The following is an 18,120-nucleotide window of genomic DNA, read 5'->3' as shown; positions in this document are numbered from 1 at the left end:
ATCTCCGGTGGGCGAGCGAGGTTTCACTGTGCCGCGCTCAACAGATGGCTGGCAAGGCCTGCCAGGGCACACGCCAGCAACACCTGGATCACCCCACGTTTGTAGCGAAAAAGCGCTACGGCCGCCGCCAGCGCAATGACTGCCGAAGGCCAGTCGAACGGCCCGTCGAAACCGGCCGGCCATAGCACGTGGTAGCCGAAGAACAGCGCCAGGTTGAGGATTACGCCTACCACGGCGGCGGTTATCCCGCTCAGTGGGGCGGTGAACTTCAGTTCGTTGTGGGTCGATTCCACCAGCGGGCCGCCAGCGAGGATGAACAGGAACGAGGGCAGGAAGGTGAACCAGGTCACCAGGCTAGCCGCCACCGCGCCGGCCATGAACGCCTGCTCGGCGCCGAACATGGGGTGCACATAGCCGCCGACGAAGCCGACGAAGGCCACCACCATGATCAGTGGCCCAGGGGTGGTTTCACCCAGTGCCAGGCCATCGATCATCTGCGTTGGCGACAGCCAGCCGTAATGGCCGACGGCACCCTGGTAGACGTAGGGCAATACCGCATAGGCACCGCCGAAGGTCAACAAGGCCGCCTTGGTGAAGAACCAGCCCATTTGCGTTAGCGTGCCCTGCCAGCCAAACACGGCCATCAGCGCAGCCATGGGCAGCAGCCACAGTGCGGCCCCCACCAGCAGCAACCTCAGCAGGCGCCCCCAGCTAAAGCGGGCGTGCGCTGGTGCTGGGGTGTCGTCGTCGATCAGCGCCGGGCCATGGCTGGCCTTGGCCGCCGGGTGGCCGCCGCCAGGCGCGAACTGCGCCGGTAGCAGGCGCCCGCCCACATAACCCAGCAGCGCGGCCGCCAGCACAATCAGCGGGAAGGGCACGTTAAGCGCAAAGATGGCCACGAACGAGGCGCCGGCAATAGCCCACAGCCAGCCATTTTTCAGGGCGCGCGTGCCAATGCGGTGGCTGGCATGCACGACGATGGCGGTTACGGCTGGCTTGATCCCATAGAAAATCCCGGCCACTACCGGCACTTCGCCCCAGGCCAGGTAAACCCACGACAGGCCGATCAGGATGAACAGCGACGGCAGCACGAACAGCACCCCGGCAATCACCCCACCCCAGCTGCGGTGCATCAACCAGCCGATGTAGGTGGCCAGTTGCTGGGCTTCGGGCCCAGGCAGCAGCATGCAGTAGTTGAGGGCGTGCAAGAAGCGCCGCTCACTGATCCAACGGCGCCGCTCCACCAGCTCCTGGTGCATGATCGCGATCTGCCCGGCTGGCCCGCCGAAGCTGATGAAGCCCAGCTTTAGCCAGAACAGCAAGGCTTCGAACAGGCCGATGTGGCCAGGCGCTCGCTCGGCAGTGCCTTGCAGGTGTTCTGTCATCCTGTTCCCCTTGACGCTCAGCCTAGCGCGGTGCGCTGTCGCTTGATCCGGTACATGTCCCCATCAGCATGACGCAGCAGCATGTCGGCGTCGTTGCCGTCCTCGGGGAAGCAGGCCATGCCAATGCTGCAGGACGGCGCGTCGATGCCAACAAACTCGGCACCCAGTGGCTCGGCCATGGCGGCCAGGATGTGGGCCATTTGTTCGACTATGGCCTCGGGCGAGGTGTAATCGGCCAGCAGTACAGTGAACTCGTCACCGCCCATGCGTGCCACCGTGTCGGTCGCCCCCACGCAAGCCTCCAAGCGCTGTGCCAGTGTGCACAGCACGCGGTCGCCCACGCTGTGCCCGTGGTTGTCGTTGATGTTCTTGAAGTCATTGATATCGAGGAACAGCAAGGCCAGCGGGCGGTTGTGGCGCCGGGCCGCGGCCAGGGCGGTGTCCAGCCGTTCATTGAACATGGCCCGGTTGGCCAGGCGGGTCAGCGGGTCGTGGTGGGCGAGGAAGCGCAACTCCTCCTCGGCCTGGCGTTGGGCGGTGACGTCGCGGGCCACACCGATGCGGGCATTGGCCTCTTCGGACCAGGAGGCCGCCCACAGAATATGCACGATGCCGCCATCCTTGCGCAGGTAGCGGTTGCGGAAGTCGTAATGCGGTTGACCGTTCATCACCCGCACAATCGATGCGCGGGTCATCGCCAGGTCGTCAGGGTGCATGTAGTCGGTGATCGGGGTACCGATCAGTTCGCAGGCCTGATAACCCAGCAGCGCCTCGCAGGCATCGCTGACGAAAACGATCTGGTTATCCCTGTCGACCACGAACACCGTGTCCAGCATCAGGTGAATCAGCCTGGGATACAACGTTTGCAAGTCTACGGGCATGGTTCAGGGCGTCCGCGGCGGGGTGAACGCACATAGCTTGCAGGAATACGTCGCAGCTATGCAATGCTCGTTGTGGGCACACGATGGTGCTGGCCATCAGTTACTCACTATCAGCTCCGGCCCAAGGTAGTCGTTGATCTGGTCGATGTCGTCATCGCCCAGGTTACCCACCGCCGACGCCAGGCGCAGCCGCGACATCAGGTAGTTCAACTTGGCCTCGAACAGGTCGTGACGGGCGTCATACAGCAGCTCTTCGGCATTGAGCACATCCGAATTGGTGCTGGTGCCGCCTTCCTTGAAGCCCTTGCGGGCCGAGGTCAGCGAGCGCTCGTTGGACGCCACGGCCTTTTCCAGCGCCTGGATGCGCAAGGCGCCACTCTGCACCCCGCGGTACTCGCGGGTGGTGCCCGAAATCACCTCCTGGCGCGTGGCGTCCAGCTCATCCAGGGCCTTGGAGCTGTTGGCGCTGGCCTGGCGGGTCAGGGCGCTGGTGCTGCCACCGCTGTACAGCGGGATGTTCAGCTCCAGCCCGATTGAGCTGTAGTGGTTACGTTGGTTCAGTTCGGAAATCGACTGGCTGCTACCAGCGGTATAGCCCGCGACGAAATCCAGGGTTGGGTAGTGCCCAGCGCGGGCGCGTTGCACCTCTTCTTCGGCCAGCTCGTAACTGTGCCGGCGCGCGTGAATCAACGGGCTGTCGGCCTGGGCCTTGACCAGCCAATCCTGCAGGTTGCCTGGCATCAGCGGTGGGGTGTTGAAGCCTGGCTGCAAGGTGGTCAGGGACTGCGGGGTTTCACCGATGTATTCCTCCAGTTTGCGGCGGGCGTTGACCAAGTTGTCCTGGGCCTCGATCAGGTCGGCCTCGGCCAGGTCGCGGCGGGCCACCGACTCGTCGATGTCGGTGACCGTACCAGCGCCCAACTCCATGCGCCGCTTCGCCGACGCCAGCTGCTCTTCGAAGGCATGCAACTTGGCTTTGGCCAGGGTAATGGTTTCACTCGCCAGCAGTACGTCGAAGTAGGCGTCGGCCAGGCGCACCGCGGCATCTTGGCTCTTGGCGTCGAACACCGCCACGCTGTAGTCGGCACGTTGTTGGCCTTGGCGATACTCGGCCATCTTCTGCTTGTTGAACAGCGGCTGGCGCAGGCGCACGTTGGCGCCCTTGGAGTCATAGTCCAGGTCGTTGTCCTGGCCGTTCTGGCGCTGGCTGCCATTGATCTTGTTGAAGTAGCCGCCGGCGTTGATCTGCGGCAGCAGGCCGGCCTGGCCGATGGCGCGGTTTTCGCTGCCGGCTTCTTTCTCATGCACGGCGGCGCGGTAGATCGGGCCCTGGTACTGCAGCAGGTCCCAGGCTTGTTTAAGGTCCATGGCATTGGCCTGTACGGCCACCCCCAGCAGGCACAACATCAGGCATGGGCGTTTCATGTCATTGCTCCTTGAACGCGGCGTCCACGCGTTCGAGCATCGGTTTGAGCAGGTAGCTGAGCAGGTTGCGCTCACCGGTCTTGATGGTGACGGTGGCCGGCATGCCAGGGCGAATGTGGTTACTGCCCAGCAGGCTCATGCCGGCCTGGGTCACTTCTACCTGGGCCAGGTAGAACGGCTGCTTGCTTTCTTCGTCCATCAGGCGGTCGGCGGAAATGGTTTTGACCCGCCCGGGGATGTTCGGCGTTTGCGCATGGTTGAAGGCCGGGAAGGCTAGGTCCACGTCCAGGCCTGGGACCATCTTGTCGATGGCCTGCACCGGAATCATCGCGTCGACTTGCAGCGGTTCGTCGAGCGGCACCACCTCCATGATCTTGGCCCCAGGCTGGATGATGCCGCCGACCGTGGCGATGCTCAGGGCCTGGACCATGCCGTCGATCGGTGAGCGGATCACCGTATGCGTCACTTCGTAGTCCAGTGCGCGCAGGCGGTCGGCCAGGGTGGTGTTTTCCTTGGCAGTGTCGGTCAGTTGCGACTCCACCTCCTTCAGGTAGTCGTGCTGGCGCTGCAGGATGCGCAGTTTGATTTCGGTGGCCTGGCTGCGGGCCCGGGCGATGTTGTTGAGGTTTTCGGCCTGGCCGGCGGACAGGTCGGCATTGCTGCGCTCCAGCTCCAGCAGGCGGTTGCGCGGCACATAGCCCTCGGCGGCCAGCACCCGGGTGCCTTGCAGTTCTTGGTTGAGGAAGCCGATCTGCGAGGCGCGGGCGCCGTATACCTGCTGCAAACCCTTGAGCTGCACCGCCGTGGCGGCCAGGTTTTCCTCGAGGATGCTCAGTTCACCGGCAAGGCCGGCGCGGCGAGTGTCCAGCAGGCGCTGTTGCAGGTCCATGGCCGCCAGCAGGCGCGGGTCGCTGCCAAAGTGCTTGAGCAGGGCAGGGTCGAAAGTGATCGTGTCGCGGCCATCGCGCTCAGCTTCTAGGCGGTTTTCCACGGTTTTGCTGACGATGTACTGGGCACTGAGCGCGCCCTGTTCGGCTACGGCGCGCAGGGCGTCGAGGCGCACCACCTCCTGGCCTTTCTTCAACACATCGCCTTCATGTACCAGAATCGCCTCGACGGTGCCGCCGGTCAGGTGTTGCACCGCTTTGCGGTTGCTGGTGACCTTGACCGTGCCGGTGGCGACCACGCCGGCATCCAGCGGCGCCAGGCACGACCACAACAGGAAACCGCCAAAGCCGGCGACGACCAGCCACACGCCCCAGCGTACTGGCCGGCCGGCATCCAGGTCGATCAGGTTGCGCGCCTCGGCGGGGATCAATTCGGTGGGTTGGCTCATCTGCATGGTCGTCACTCCCGTACTTTTACTGAAGTCAACGGCGCAGCCGCCGTTGCCGGGATTACGCTGGCCTTGCGCAGCGCCGCGAACACTTCGTCGCGGCTACCAAGCATGTGCACGGCACCGTCGCGCAGCATCAGCACCTTGTCGACCGCGCACAGCACGTTGGGCCGGTGGGAGATCAGGATCACCGTGGCCGCACGCGCCTTGAGCTCAGCCAGCGCGTCGACCAAGGCCTTTTCGCCGAGGTCGTCGAGGTTAGCATTGGGCTCGTCCAGCACCACCAGGTTGGGTTCGCCATACAGCGCGCGGGCCAGGGCGATGCGTTGCTTCTGGCCGCCTGACAGCGGGCTGCCGTCGGCCGCCAGGCGGGTGTCGTAGCCCTGCGGGAAGCGCAGGATCATATCGTGCACGCCACTGCTGCGGGCGGCGCGGATCACTGCATCGCTGTCCACTTCGGCAAAGCGGGCGATGTTCTCGGCGATGCTGCCTTCGAACAGCTCCACGTCCTGCGGCAGGTAGCCCAGCCAGGGGCCTAGTTCGGCCTTGTTCCAGGTGAAGATGTCGGCACCGTCCAGGCGCACCTTGCCGGCTTGGGCCGGCCATACCCCTACCAGCAGGCGGGCGAGGGTGGACTTGCCCGAGGCCGAAGGGCCGATGATGCCTAGGCTCTCGCCGGGCATCAGGCTGAAACTCACGCCGCGCACGATGGTGTTGTTAGTGCCGGGGGCACCGGCGATTACGTTTTCTACGGCCAGCATGCCCAGTGGCCGCTGCAGCGACATGCTCGGTGGCCGCTGTGGGTAGTCTTGCAGCAACTCGTTGAGCCGGCCCCAGGCCGAGCGGCAGCCTAGCAGTTGCTTCCACGAAGCGATTACTTGTTCCACCGGGCCCAGCGCGCGGCCGGTCAGGATCGAGCAGGCGATCATCATGCCGGGGGTGATTTTGCCTTCGATGGCCAGCAGTGCGCCGGCACCGAGGATCACCGACTGCAAAGTGATGCGCACGAAGCGCCCGGTACTGCTAATCAGCGCCGCGCGGTCGGAAGCCAAGGTTTGCATCTGCAGGATGCGCAGGTGGCCTTGGTACCAGCGCTTGCCGATGGCGGGCAGCATGCCCATGGCTTCGATCACTTCGGCGTTGCGCAGGTTGTTGTTGGCGTAGCTGGCCGACGACAGGGCCGCCTGGTTGGCTTCGGCCAAGGGCTTTTGCGTCGCCTTTTCGGTGAGGTAGGCCAGGCCCACCAGGAGCAGCGAACCGACCAACGTGACCAGCCCCAGCAAGGGGTGGATCAGGTAGCAGACCAGTAGGTAAATCGGGGTCCAGGGGGCATCGAAGAAGGCGAACAGGCCATTGCCGGTAAGAAACTGGCGCACCTGCGCCAGGTCTTGCAGGGCCTGGGCCGGGTTGCCGCCGGCGCGGCTCAGGTTGCGCTCGAAGGCGGCGCTGAACAGGCGTCGGTTGAGGTCCATGTCCAGGCAGTTGCCGACGCGGATCAGTACGCGGGTGCGGATCATCTCCAAGGCCGACATCAGCAGAAACAACCCCACCACCAGCAGCGTGAGCATCGTCAAAGTAGTGACGTTGCGGCTGACCAGAGCACGGTCGTATACCTGCAGCATGTACACCGCTGGCGTCAACATCATGACGTTTATCACACCGCTGAAGGCGGCCAGGGCGTAGAAGCTGCGACGCAAGCGAAACAGCGCATCAGCCAGTTCGGAACGGGTACGCGGCGGCTTGTGCATCGAAGGCCTCCCTTATCACAAAACGGGGAAGCCCTTGCGGCGCCCCGTACAGCGGTAGTCGTGGCTTATGGTCGGCTCGCAGAAGGGTCGGCCGCTGCGGCCTGGTTATAGGCAGCAGCGTAGGTTGCAACGACACAATTGGTAATATCTTTTCGCTCTATAAATTCTTTGAACTTTTCATAAGTGCCGAAAAAACAGCTAGTTGCAAGGCGTTATCATCGGCATGCGAATTTTTTGACGAGATATTGACAAGGTTTTCTTCTGCGACTTTAGTCTGATGTATTCGGACCCCGTGCGAGCTGGGGTCGATGCGTGTGCGTTACACCCCTGTATCGCACCGTTTACAAGGTTCCCACCTCCTCGGTGGGGGCCGGCTTGCCGGCGATGAGGCCAGTGGCGATAGCGCACCGTAGTGCCCAACTGCCCCAGAACCCCGAACACTGAACAGAAACTGCGCACGTCAAACCTGACTGGGCGCGGGAAGGACCCTGTTGCCCTGTGATTACTCCCGATAGATCGAGGGCAATTGAAAATGGCCAATTTCAGCAAGGCGGACCTGGAGTTCATTCTCAAGCAGATTTTCATCGCCGAAGCCCATGCCGCTGGCGCCAGCCTGCTCGACCTGCTGCCCAACAGCCAGGTGCCATTCGGCCTGCGCACCGTGGACGGCAGCTACAACAACCTGGTGAACGGGCAGAGTGAGTTCGGTGCCGCCGACAACGCTTTCCTGCGCTTGCTCGACGCTTCTTACCGCGCCAACTACGGTAGCCCTGGCACCGTTGTCGATGCGCAACCGCGCACCATCAGCAACCTGATCGTTGACCAGACCGCGCACAACCCGGCCGCCGTCGAGGCCAACGGCGGCGCCGCCCCGGTGATCAGCCCAGGTATCGATGGGGTGTTCGGCACGGATGACGACACCGAAGTGTTCTTCATCCCCAACGTCTCGCCTGACGTCGGCCTGACCGCCAGCTTCAACGCATGGATGACGTTCTTCGGCCAGTTCTTCGACCACGGCCTGGACTTGGTCACCAAGAACAGCAACGAGATCGTGTTCATCCCGCTGAACCGGGATGACCCGCTGTACGACGCCAACAGCCAGACCAACTTCATGGTGCTGCCACGCGCCGTGCGCACCGCCGGCGCCGACGGCGTGGTGGGCACCGCCGACGATGGCCAGCCCAATACCACCTCGCCGTTCGTCGACCAGAGCCAGACCTACAGCTCTCACCCCTCGCACCAAGTGTTCTTGCGCGAGTACACGCTCAACGCCGCAGGCGACCCCGTAGCCACTGGCCGGTTGATAACCAACCGCGACCTGGGCATCGATGGCAAGTTTGGCACCAGTGATGATGGCAATAGCGAAAGCGGCGGCATGGCCACCTGGGCGGTGGTCAAGGCCCAGGCCCGCGACCTGCTGGGCATCAACCTTACCGATGCCGATGTGCACAGCGTGCCGCTGCTGGCCACCGATGCCTACGGCAACTTCCTGCGTGGGCCCAACGGCATGCCACAGGTGGTGATGCGTGTGAACAACGGCCAGGATGGCGTCGCCGGTACCGCCGACGACGTCACTACCCTGGTCGAAGGCAACCGCGCAGCGCCTATCAGCCTGGCCAATGCCGTGAGCACCGGGCATGGCTTCCTCGATGACATTGCCCACAATGCCGCGCCGGTAATCGTCGGCGGCGAACTGCGCCCCGACGGCGACAGCTTGGTCGGCAACGCACAGCCCCCGGGGCCTGGCGGCAGCAACCTGACCTACGACAACGAACTGCTCGACGCCCACTACATCGCCGGTGACGGCCGGGTGAACGAAAACATCGGCCTCACCGCTGTGCACCATGTGTTCCATTCAGAGCACAACCGCTTGGTGCAGCAAACCAAGGACACCCTGCTGGCCGCAGGTGACCTGGCGTTTCTCAATGAGTGGCTGATCGTTGATGTCACTGCCATCCCCACCACGCCCGCCGGTATAGCCGCGCTGGTATGGGACGGCGAGCGGCTGTTCCAGGCTGCCAAGTTCGGCACCGAAATGCAGTACCAGCATTTGGTTTTCGAAGAGTTCGCCCGCACCATCCAGCCGCAGGTCGACGAGTTTCTGGCGCCCAATGGCTACGATACCTCGATCAACCCGGCAATCCTCGCCGAGTTCGCCCACGTGGTGTACCGCTTCGGTCACTCGATGCTGACCGAAACCGTCGACCGTTTCGACCCTGCCTTCGACACGGTCAACGGTGACCCGCAACTGGGCTTGATCGCGGCCTTCCTCAACCCCCTGGCGTTCGCCGAAAGCGGCGCCACCGCAGACGAGGCAGCCGGTGCGATCATCCGTGGCGTAACCCGGCAGGTCGGCAACGAGATCGACGAGTTCGTCACCGAGGCGCTGCGCAATAACTTGCTGGGCCTGCCGCTGGACCTGCCGGCGTTGAACATCGCCCGTGGCCGCGATACCGGTATCCCCACCCTGAACGAGGCGCGCCGCGAGTTTTATGCCGCAACTGGCGACAGCCAACTCAAGCCTTACATCAGCTGGGTCGACTTTGCCGACCACCTCAAGCACCCGGCGTCGCTGGTCAACTTCATTGCGGCCTACGGTACCCACAGCACCATCACCCAGGCAGCCAGCGAAGCCGACAAGCGCGCCGCAGCCTTTGCTTTGGTGTTCGGCGGTGACGGCGCGCCGTCCGACCGCCTGGCCTTCCTCAACGGCACGGGTACCTGGGCCAACAATAACGGGGTAACCATTACCGGCCTGGATGCTATCGATTTCTGGGTCGGTGGCCTGGCCGAGAAAAAAATGCCGTTCGGCGGCATGCTCGGCTCCAGCTTCAACTTCGTTTTCGAAACCCAGCTGGAAGCCCTGCAAAACGGCGACCGCTTCTACTACCTGTCACGCACGGCGGGCATGCACTTCGGCACCGAGCTGGAGAACAACTCGTTCGCCAAGCTGATCATGGCCAACTCCGATGTGACCCACCTGTCCAACACCGTGTTCCTCACGCCCACCTTCACCCTCGAGGTCAACCAGGCCAACCAGTTCACTGGCCTGGGCGCAGACGGCAAGGCAGACCCAACGGGTGGCATCGAGATCAACGGCGTGGAAATCGTACCGTTGGTGATCCGCGACAACCCCGATACCGTCGGCCCAGACGCCAACTACCTGCACTACACCGGTGAAGACCATGTGGTGCTGGGCGGTACTGCGAGCGACGACATCATCATTTCCGGCGATGGCGACGACACTGTGTACGGCGACGGCGGCAACGACCGCCTCGAAGGGGGGGCGGGTAACGACGCGGTACTGGGCGGCGCAGGTGACGACATCATCACCGATTCGTTCGGCGACAACCGCCTGGAGGGCAACGCCGGTAACGACGTGATCGTCGCCGGCAGCATGCTGGCGGTCGGCAACCTGATCCTGGGCGGCGATGGCCAGGACTTCATCATCACCACCGAAGACATCAGCACCACCTTTGGCGGCCAGGGCGACGACTTCATCCTTGGCGCCAAGACCAACCTGCCACCTACTGGCAACGAGGGTGACGATTGGATCGAGAAGGGTACCCAGGACGGTGCGCCCGGCGACAACTTTGCGCCGCTGCTGGCTGACGAAGTGGTCGGCAACGACATCTTCGTCGGTGGCGGTGGCTTCGACGAGATGATCGGCGAAGGTGGCGACGACATCTTCGTTGGCAGCGATGCCCAGGACAAGATGGACGGTATGTCTGGCTTCGACTGGGTGACCTACAAGAATGACCAGGTCGGCGTCACCGTCGACCTGAGCTTGGCCGCCCTGGCCCAGCCGCATGGCAACGCACCAAACCAGAACACTGGCATATTCAACCCGGTCGGCGCCTCGCCGGCCTCCATCCTCGACCGCTTTGCCGAAGTGGAAGGGGTGTCCGGGTCGAAATTCGCCGATGTGCTCAAGGGCGATGACGTCGATGCCGTGACCATCCTCAACCACGGCGGCGCTACTGGTAGTGCGTTGACCAACGTCGAGTTGATCCATGGTCTGCGCGATTTCCTGGAGGCCGCCGGGTTACCAACCACTGGCTTTGCCACCGGCAACATCCTGCTGGGCGGCAACGGCAGTGACCTGATCGAAGGCCGTGGTGGCGATGACCTGATCGATGGTGACAAGTGGCTCAACGTGCGCATTGCCGTGTACGCACCCGGTGACGTCGACCACACAGGGCCCGAGATCGCCAGCTTCGACAGCATGGTCGACATGATCCCGTTCATGCTCGACCGCACCTATAACCCTGGGCAGTTGAAGGCCGTGCGGGAAATCCTGCCCGGCACCTCGACGGCGGGCGCGGCGTTCGACACTGCAGTGTTCTCGGGTGTGCAAAGCGAGTACACAGTGACGCAGAACAACAAAGGCACCCTGGACACGTCTGATGATGTCTGGACCGTGACCGACAGCGTGGCTGGCCGTGATGGCGTCGATACCCTGCTGCACATCGAGCGCCTGCAGTTTGCCGACAGCCAGCGCGTGCTGGTCGAAGGCCTGAACGCGCAACCCACCGGCCGCCCAATCATCAGCGATGGCAACGGCGCTGCGATCACCGTTGGCGATATGCTCACGGTGAGCGTGGCGGGGGTACGCGATGCCAACAACGTTAGCGCCGGCAACCCACTAGGCACGCTTGCCAACAGCTCGGTGTCCTACTACTGGCAGTTCGAGGCCACCCCGGGCAGTGGTGTGTTCGAGGACATTATCCTGCTGCCGGCCGGCGACCTGGCGTTTCAGAGTGCCGACGGCACCGCGTTCAAGGTGTCACCAGACCTGGCCGGCCTGAACCTGCGGGTCAAGGCAATCTACCAGGACGACCATGGCACCACCGAAGTGCTGTTCTCCCAGCCCACCGGCCTGGTGCAGCCGGGCGCGCCCGTGGTGCCGACGCCGGCTGTGCCGGTGGTGGATGCCGCTGATGGTGGCGCAGGTTTGCACATGGTGCGCTCCGACCTCAACTTCATCCTGGCGCAAATCAAGATTGCCGAGGCCGATGCCCATGGGCAGGACATCCTCTCGCTGATCCCCAACATTCGCGCGCCACTTGGCCTGCGGGCGGTGGATGGGTCGAACAACAACCTAATGAACCTCAACGGCATCAACAACACCGGGTTCGGTGCCGCCGACAACGTGTTCCCGCGCTTGAGCGACCCGGTGTTCAACCAGGCCGAGGGCGTGGATGCCGGCTTCTTCGGCCCTGGCTCGCCAGCCGTCTCCGGCTCTTCGTACCAGCAAACCAGCGGCGCGGTGTTCGACTCGCAACCGCGTACCATCAGCAACCTGATCGTTGATCAGACCTCGAACAACCCGGCGGCCTATGCCAACGCCTATGACCCAGGCCTGAACGGCAAGCTGGACTTCGGTGCACAAGGCAGTGACGACGTGCTCAAGGATGGCGTGCGTGTCGTCGCCAGCCCAGGCCTGGATGGCCAGTTCGGCACCAATGACGACCACGATGTGTACCTGTTCGAGAACACCGCTGCCGACGCCGGGCTGTCTGCGCCGTTCAACGCCTGGATGACCTTCTTTGGGCAGTTCTTCGACCATGGCCTGGACCTGGTCACCAAGGGTGGCTCGGGTACGGTGTACATCCCGCTGAAGCCGGACGACCCGCTGTACAAGGAAAATGCGCCGACCAACTTCATGGTAGTGACCCGTGCCACCAACCTGCCTGGGCCTGATGGCATCCTCGGCAACGCCGACGACATTCACGAGCATACCAACACCACCACGCCCTTCGTGGACCAGAACCAGACCTACAGCTCGCACCCCTCGCACCAGGTGTTCTTGCGCGCCTATGTGATGACCGACCATGGCCCGGTCGCCACCGGCCGGCTGATTACCAACCGTGACCTGGGCGCGGATGGCAAGTTCGGCACCGCGGATGACCACGAAATCGGCGGCATGGCCACCTGGAAGGTGGTCAAGGCTCAGGCCCGCGACCTGCTCGGCATCAACCTGACCGATGCCGACGTCGACAACGTGCCGCTGCTGGCCACCGACGCCTATGGCAACTTCATCAAGGGGCCGCATGGCTACCCGATGGTAGTGATGAAAGGTGTGGACGGCATCGCCGGTACTGCCGATGACCAACAGGTAGAAGGCAATCCGCTGGCGCCGATCAACCTCGCAGACGCGGTGCGCACCGGCCACCAGTTCCTTGCTGACATCGCCCACAATGCCGTGCCGGTGTTCAGTGGTGGCGTACTGGTGCCAGACGCCGGCACCGAAGTGGGTAACGCTGTGCCGGTGAGCCAGCAGGGGGCCAACCTGGCCTACGATAACGAACTGCTCGACGCGCACTACATCGCCGGTGATGGCCGGGTCAACGAGAACATCGGCCTGACCGCCGTGCATGCGATCTTCCACTCCGAGCACAACCGGCTGGTGGCACAGACCATGGACACGGTGCTGGACGCTAAAGACTTGGCCTTCCTCAACGAGTGGCTGCTGAACCCGGTAACGGCATTGCCAACCACCCCGACCGAGGTCAACGCCCTGGTGTGGAACGGCGAGCGGCTGTTCCAGGCTGCCAAGTTCGGCACCGAGATGCAGTACCAGCACCTGGTGTTCGAGGAGTTCGCCCGTACCGTGCAACCACGGGTGGACCTGTTCTTCGCCCCGACCCAGGTGTACGACGTCGACCTCGATGCATCTATCGTGGCCGAGTTCGCCCACACTGTGTACCGCTTCGGCCACTCGATGTTGACCGAGACTGTCGACCGCTTCGACATCGACTTCAACGTCATCAAGGACCCGGCAAGCGCCAACCCCGAGCAGCAACTGGGGCTGATCGCGGCGTTCCTCAACCCGCTGGCCTATGCCGCCAGTGGCGTCACCCCCGAAGACGCGACCAGCGCCATCGTGCGCGGGGTTACTCGCCAGGCCGGTAACGAAATTGACGAGTTCGTCACTGAGGCGCTGCGCAACAACCTGCTCGGCCTGCCGCTGGACCTGCCGGCCATCAACATCGCCCGTGGCCGTGACGTCGGCATCCCCTCGCTGAACGCCTTGCGTCGTGATATCTACGGGCAAACCGGCGACACCCAGCTCAAGCCGTACACCAGCTGGGTCGACCTGGTGCAGCACCTGAAGCATCCCGAGTCGCTGATCAACTTCATTGCGGCTTACGGCACCCACAGCACCATCACCGGTGCCACCACGTTGCTGGAAAAACGCGCGGCAGCCATGGCCCTGGTGTTCGGCGGCGATGGTGCGCCAATCGATCGCCTGGACTTCCTCAACAGCAGCGGTGCCTGGGCCAACAAGACCCTGGCCGGCAAGGATGGCGTGCTGGGCAACGCCGATGACCTGAAGGGGGTGACCATCACCGGTGTCGATGCCATCGACCTGTGGATCGGCGGCCTGGCCGAGGAGAAAACCCCGTTCGGCGGCATGCTCGGCACCACCTTCAACTTCGTGTTCGAGAACCAGATGGAGAAACTGCAGGACGGCGACCGCTTCTACTACCTGGAGCGCACCGCCGGCCTCTCGATGAACGCCGAGCTGGAAAGCAACTCGTTCGCCAAGCTGATCATGGCTAACACCTCGGCCACCCACCTGCCGGGCCTGGTCTTCTCCGACCCTGGCTTCTACCTGGAAGTGGACAGGAGCAAGCAGTACAACGACGGCCTGGGCAACGCTGACCCGCTGGGCGAAAACGGCCAGCAGGTGGTGTTCCGTGACAGCCCGCTGACGGTTGGCCCAGACAGCAACTACCTCCGTTATGCCGGTACCGAGCACATCGTGCTGGGCGGTACCAACGGTGACGACATCCTGGTGTCCAGCGAGGGTGACGACACGGTTTGGGGCGATGCTGGCAATGACCGCATCGAGGGCGGCGACGGCAACGACCAGCTGCGCGGTGGTGCCGGCGATGACATCATCAGCGACATGGGCGGTGACGACAATATCCAGGGTGGCGACGGCAACGATGTGCTGCACGGCGGTAATGGCGTCAACCTGATCATTGGCGGTTTCGGCAACGACTTCATCGTCACCGGTGAGGATGCCTCCGAAGCCATTGGCGGCCAGGGCAACGACTTTATCCTGGGCAGCAAGGCCAACGAGCAGGACATGGGCAACGAAGGTGACGACTGGATCGAGAAGGGCACCTCGGACGGTGCACCTGGCGACAACTTCGACCCGCTCGGCAACGACCCGATCATCGGCAACGACGTGTTCATCGGTGGCAACGAGAACGACAAGTTCAACGGTGAAGGCGGCGACGACATCATGGTCGGCAGCCTGGGCTTCGGTGACCGCTACATCGGTGGCTCAGGCTACGACTGGGCAACCTTCAAGGACCTGGCCCAAGGCGTGACCATCGACTACAGCGACCGCTTCTTCGATGTGCCGCCGGTGCCGGGCTCGGGTGCTTCGGCGCTGGTGCGCTTCGACATCATGGAGGGCCTGTCGGGGTCGGCGCATGGTGACTTCCTGCGTGGCGACAATGCAGACGCCGCCAGCTTGCCGACCGCCGGCGCCAACGGCAGCGTGCTAACCAACATCAGCCTGATCAATGGGCTGTCCAGCCTGCTGGCCGCTGGCGCGACGTTCTACGATGGTGGCAACATCATCCTGGGCGGTAGCGGCAGTGACCTGCTCGAAGGGCGGGGCGGTGACGATATCCTGGACGGTGACAAGTGGTTGAACGTGCGTATCAGCGTACGCGCCAACCACGACGGCAGCGGCCCGGAAATCGCCAGTTTCAATAGCATGGAGCCGATGGTGCCACTGATGCTCAATGGCACTTACAACCCAGGCCAGCTGGTGATCATCCGCGAGATCCTCAGCGGCACCGACAACTACGACACGGCGCTGTTCTCGGGGGTGGCCAGCGACTACGACGTGGTGGTCGATGGCAACTCGGTGACCGTTACCGACCGGGTGGCCGGGCGGGATGGCGTCGACCACCTTACCGGTATCGAGCGCCTGCAGTTCTCTGACACCTCAGTGGCCTCCGGCGTGGGTACGGCGGTTAACGCAGGCCCGGCGGGCCACCTGGTGATCCTCGACGCTGCCAGCGGCGTGCGTGACGACACACCGGTCAGCGGGCAACTGCTGAAGGTCACCAACCTGGCGGTGCACGATGCCGACAACGCCAGCGCGGCCAATGCCAACGGCGCCGTCAATGGCCCGATGGCCTACTACTGGCAGGTCGAACGCCTGCCGGGCTCTGGGGTGTACGAAGACATCACCTTCGTTGCCGCCGGCGAAGTGTCACGGGCCATCGGCAGCACCTACCGGGTGACCGACGATGTGGCCGGCCTCAGCATCCGCGTACGCGGGGTGTATCAGGACGCCAAAGGCACGCTGGAAATCGTCGATTCGTCGGCCAACAGTGCGCCAAGCGCTGGGCCGACCGTTACCGGGTTGCTGAGGCAGAACCAGACGCTCAGCGCCAACCCGGCGACCATCGTCGACGCCGACGGCCTGAGCAACCCGCAGTTCACCTTCCAGTGGCAGTCCAACCGCGGGGTAGGTTGGGTCAACATTGCCGGCGCTATCAACAGCACCTTCGTGCTAACCCAGGCGCAAGTGGGGCAGAACATGCGGGTGGTGGTCAGCTACGTGGATGACTTTGGCGTGCAGGAAAGCATCGCCTCAGACATCCTCGACCCGGTGGCCAACGTCAACGATGCGCCGACCGGTAGTGTGTTGATCAGCGACACCACACCCAACCAGGGCCAGACGTTGACCGCGCAAACCGGCAGCATTGCCGACCTGGACGGCTTGGGCGCCTTCAGCTTCCAATGGCAGCAGGGCACTGGCGGCGTCTTCGCCGACATTGTCGGCGCTACCGCAGCGACCTTTACCCCTGGCTTTGCCCAGGGCAACCAACAGCTGCGGGTGGTCGTGCGCTACACCGACGGCTTTGGCACCCTGGAGTCGCTCACCTCCGCTGCGACTACGGCCGTGGTGCCGACACCGGGCGTGGTGCTGGTGGGTACCAACGGTGCCAACACCCTCACCGGTGGCGCGGGCAACGACGTAATCTCGGGCTTGGGTGGCAACGACACGCTCAATGGCCTGGGCGGTGCCGACCAACTGTTCGGCGGGGTAGGCAACGACGTCCTCAATGGGGGCGACGACCCTGACACGCTCGACGGTGGCGACGGCAACGACACCCTCAACGGCGGGCTTGGCGCGGATGCCATGATCGGCGGTGCCGGCGACGACACCTTCGTGGTCGACAACCTCGGCGACACGGTGACAGAAGCACTGAACGGCGGTACCGACCAGGTGCAGACCAGCCTGGCCAGCTACACCTTGGGTGCCAACGTCGAAAACCTGACCTACACCGGCAGCAGCGCCTTTACCGGTACCGGTAACGCTCTGGCCAATACCATAACCGGTGGCGCCGCCAACGACCTGCTCAACGGCGGTGCAGGTGCCGACCGCCTGGTGGGTGGCGTGGGTAACGACATCTACGTGGTGGATAACGCCGGGGATGTGGTGGTCGAGGCCAACGGGGCGGGCACGGACACCGTGCAGACCACGCTGGCCAACTACACCTTGGCCGGCAACGTCGAGACCTTGACCTATACCGGCGCGGGCAACTTCACCGGTACGGGTAACGGCCTGGCCAATATCATCAACGGCGCGGCAGGCAACGACACGCTCAATGGTGACGGTGGCAACGACACCCTCAACGGCAATGCTGGCAACGATACCCTCAACGGCGATGCTGGCGATGACCAGCTGTTCGGTGGCGTGGGTACCGACACCCTGAACGGCGGCGGTGGTAACGATACCCTCGACGGCGGTGTCGGCAACGACACCTTGCGCGGTGACGCTGGCAACGACAACTTGCTCGGTGGGGCCGGCGATGACAGCCTGGACGGCGGCAACGGCAACGACACGCTGGAGGGCGGTGATGGCAACGACACGCTGTTTGGTGACGTTGGCAGCGACACCTTGCTCGGTGGTGCTGGCAATGACTTCCTCAACGGTGCGGCGGGTAACGATACCGTCACGGGCGGTGCTGGTAATGACACGATGATGGCAACTGACGGCAACGATGTATTCCTGTTCGCCGCTGGTTTCGGTAACGACTTCATCATCAACTTCGATGCTATCGCCGCGGGTGGCCAGGATCGGCTGGATATCAGCGCCCTCAACATCACCGCAGCCACCTTTGCGGCCAGCGTCACCATCGCCGATGTCGGCGCGGATACGCTGGTCAGCATTGGCGCTGCCGACTCCATCCGCCTGGTGGGGGTGGCGGATGCAACCACGGTGACCGCGGCGGACTTCATCCTGGCAGGTTGAGGGCCTGAGGGATAAGCGGTTGGCTTGAAATGCAGGGGTCGCAAAGCGG

General features: G+C 63.6%; 6 protein-coding genes. 1 reads left to right on the top strand and 5 read right to left on the bottom strand.

Annotated elements, in window-relative coordinates; all coding sequences use genetic code 11:
- Positions 1-23 precede the first annotated feature (23 nt).
- The 5 genes from chrA to DV532_RS15045 all read right to left on the bottom strand — a co-directional run bounded on the left by chrA (position 24) and on the right by DV532_RS15045 (position 6,775).
- Positions 24-1,385, bottom strand: coding sequence for a chromate efflux transporter (gene chrA, locus DV532_RS15065; protein WP_056802553.1), 1,362 nt, complete (start codon positions 1,383-1,385; stop codon positions 24-26).
- A 17-nt stretch (positions 1,386-1,402) separates the two neighbouring features.
- Positions 1,403-2,266: a GGDEF domain-containing protein gene (locus tag DV532_RS15060; RefSeq protein WP_056802549.1), complete on the bottom strand. Its 864-nt coding sequence runs from the start codon at positions 2,264-2,266 to the stop codon at positions 1,403-1,405.
- A 96-nt stretch (positions 2,267-2,362) separates the two neighbouring features.
- Complete coding sequence (locus DV532_RS15055; RefSeq protein WP_056802546.1) at positions 2,363-3,691, bottom strand: TolC family outer membrane protein; 1,329 nt, start codon at positions 3,689-3,691, stop codon at positions 2,363-2,365.
- 1 nt (position 3,692) lies between these two features.
- A complete protein-coding gene (locus DV532_RS15050) occupies positions 3,693-5,033 on the bottom strand; it encodes an HlyD family type I secretion periplasmic adaptor subunit (protein ID WP_056802543.1) in 1,341 nt (446 codons plus the stop codon).
- Between the two features lie 5 nt (positions 5,034-5,038).
- Positions 5,039-6,775 (bottom strand): type I secretion system permease/ATPase, encoded by a 1,737-nt coding sequence (locus DV532_RS15045; protein WP_056802541.1) that lies wholly within the window; start codon positions 6,773-6,775, stop codon positions 5,039-5,041.
- A gap of 532 nt (positions 6,776-7,307) precedes the next feature.
- Here DV532_RS15045 and DV532_RS15040 point away from each other — a divergent pair.
- Positions 7,308-18,071, top strand: a complete 10,764-nt coding sequence (locus DV532_RS15040) for a peroxidase family protein (RefSeq protein WP_056802538.1) — start codon at positions 7,308-7,310, stop codon at positions 18,069-18,071.
- Positions 18,072-18,120: the final 49 nt, after the last annotated feature.

Origin of the sequence: Pseudomonas sp. Leaf58, assembly GCF_003627215.1 — a bacterium.
Lineage (GTDB): Bacteria > Pseudomonadota > Gammaproteobacteria > Pseudomonadales > Pseudomonadaceae > Aquipseudomonas.
The sequence above is the reverse complement of the archived record's forward strand: the minus strand, read 5'-3'. Positions and strand labels throughout refer to the sequence as shown.

Bases quoted from the DNA above. Each gene is read 5' to 3' on its own strand.
- DV532_RS15050 (WP_056802543.1), bottom strand. From the start codon at position 5,033: ATGCAGATGAGCCAACCCACCGAATTGATCCCCGCCGAGGCGCGCAAC.
- DV532_RS15055 (WP_056802546.1), bottom strand. From the start codon at position 3,691: ATGAAACGCCCATGCCTGATGTTGTGCCTGCTGGGGGTGGCCGTACAG.
- DV532_RS15040 (WP_056802538.1), top strand. From the start codon at position 7,308: ATGGCCAATTTCAGCAAGGCGGACCTGGAGTTCATTCTCAAGCAGATT.
- DV532_RS15060 (WP_056802549.1), bottom strand. From the start codon at position 2,266: ATGCCCGTAGACTTGCAAACGTTGTATCCCAGGCTGATTCACCTGATG.
- DV532_RS15045 (WP_056802541.1), bottom strand. From the start codon at position 6,775: ATGCACAAGCCGCCGCGTACCCGTTCCGAACTGGCTGATGCGCTGTTT.
- chrA (WP_056802553.1), bottom strand. From the start codon at position 1,385: ATGACAGAACACCTGCAAGGCACTGCCGAGCGAGCGCCTGGCCACATC.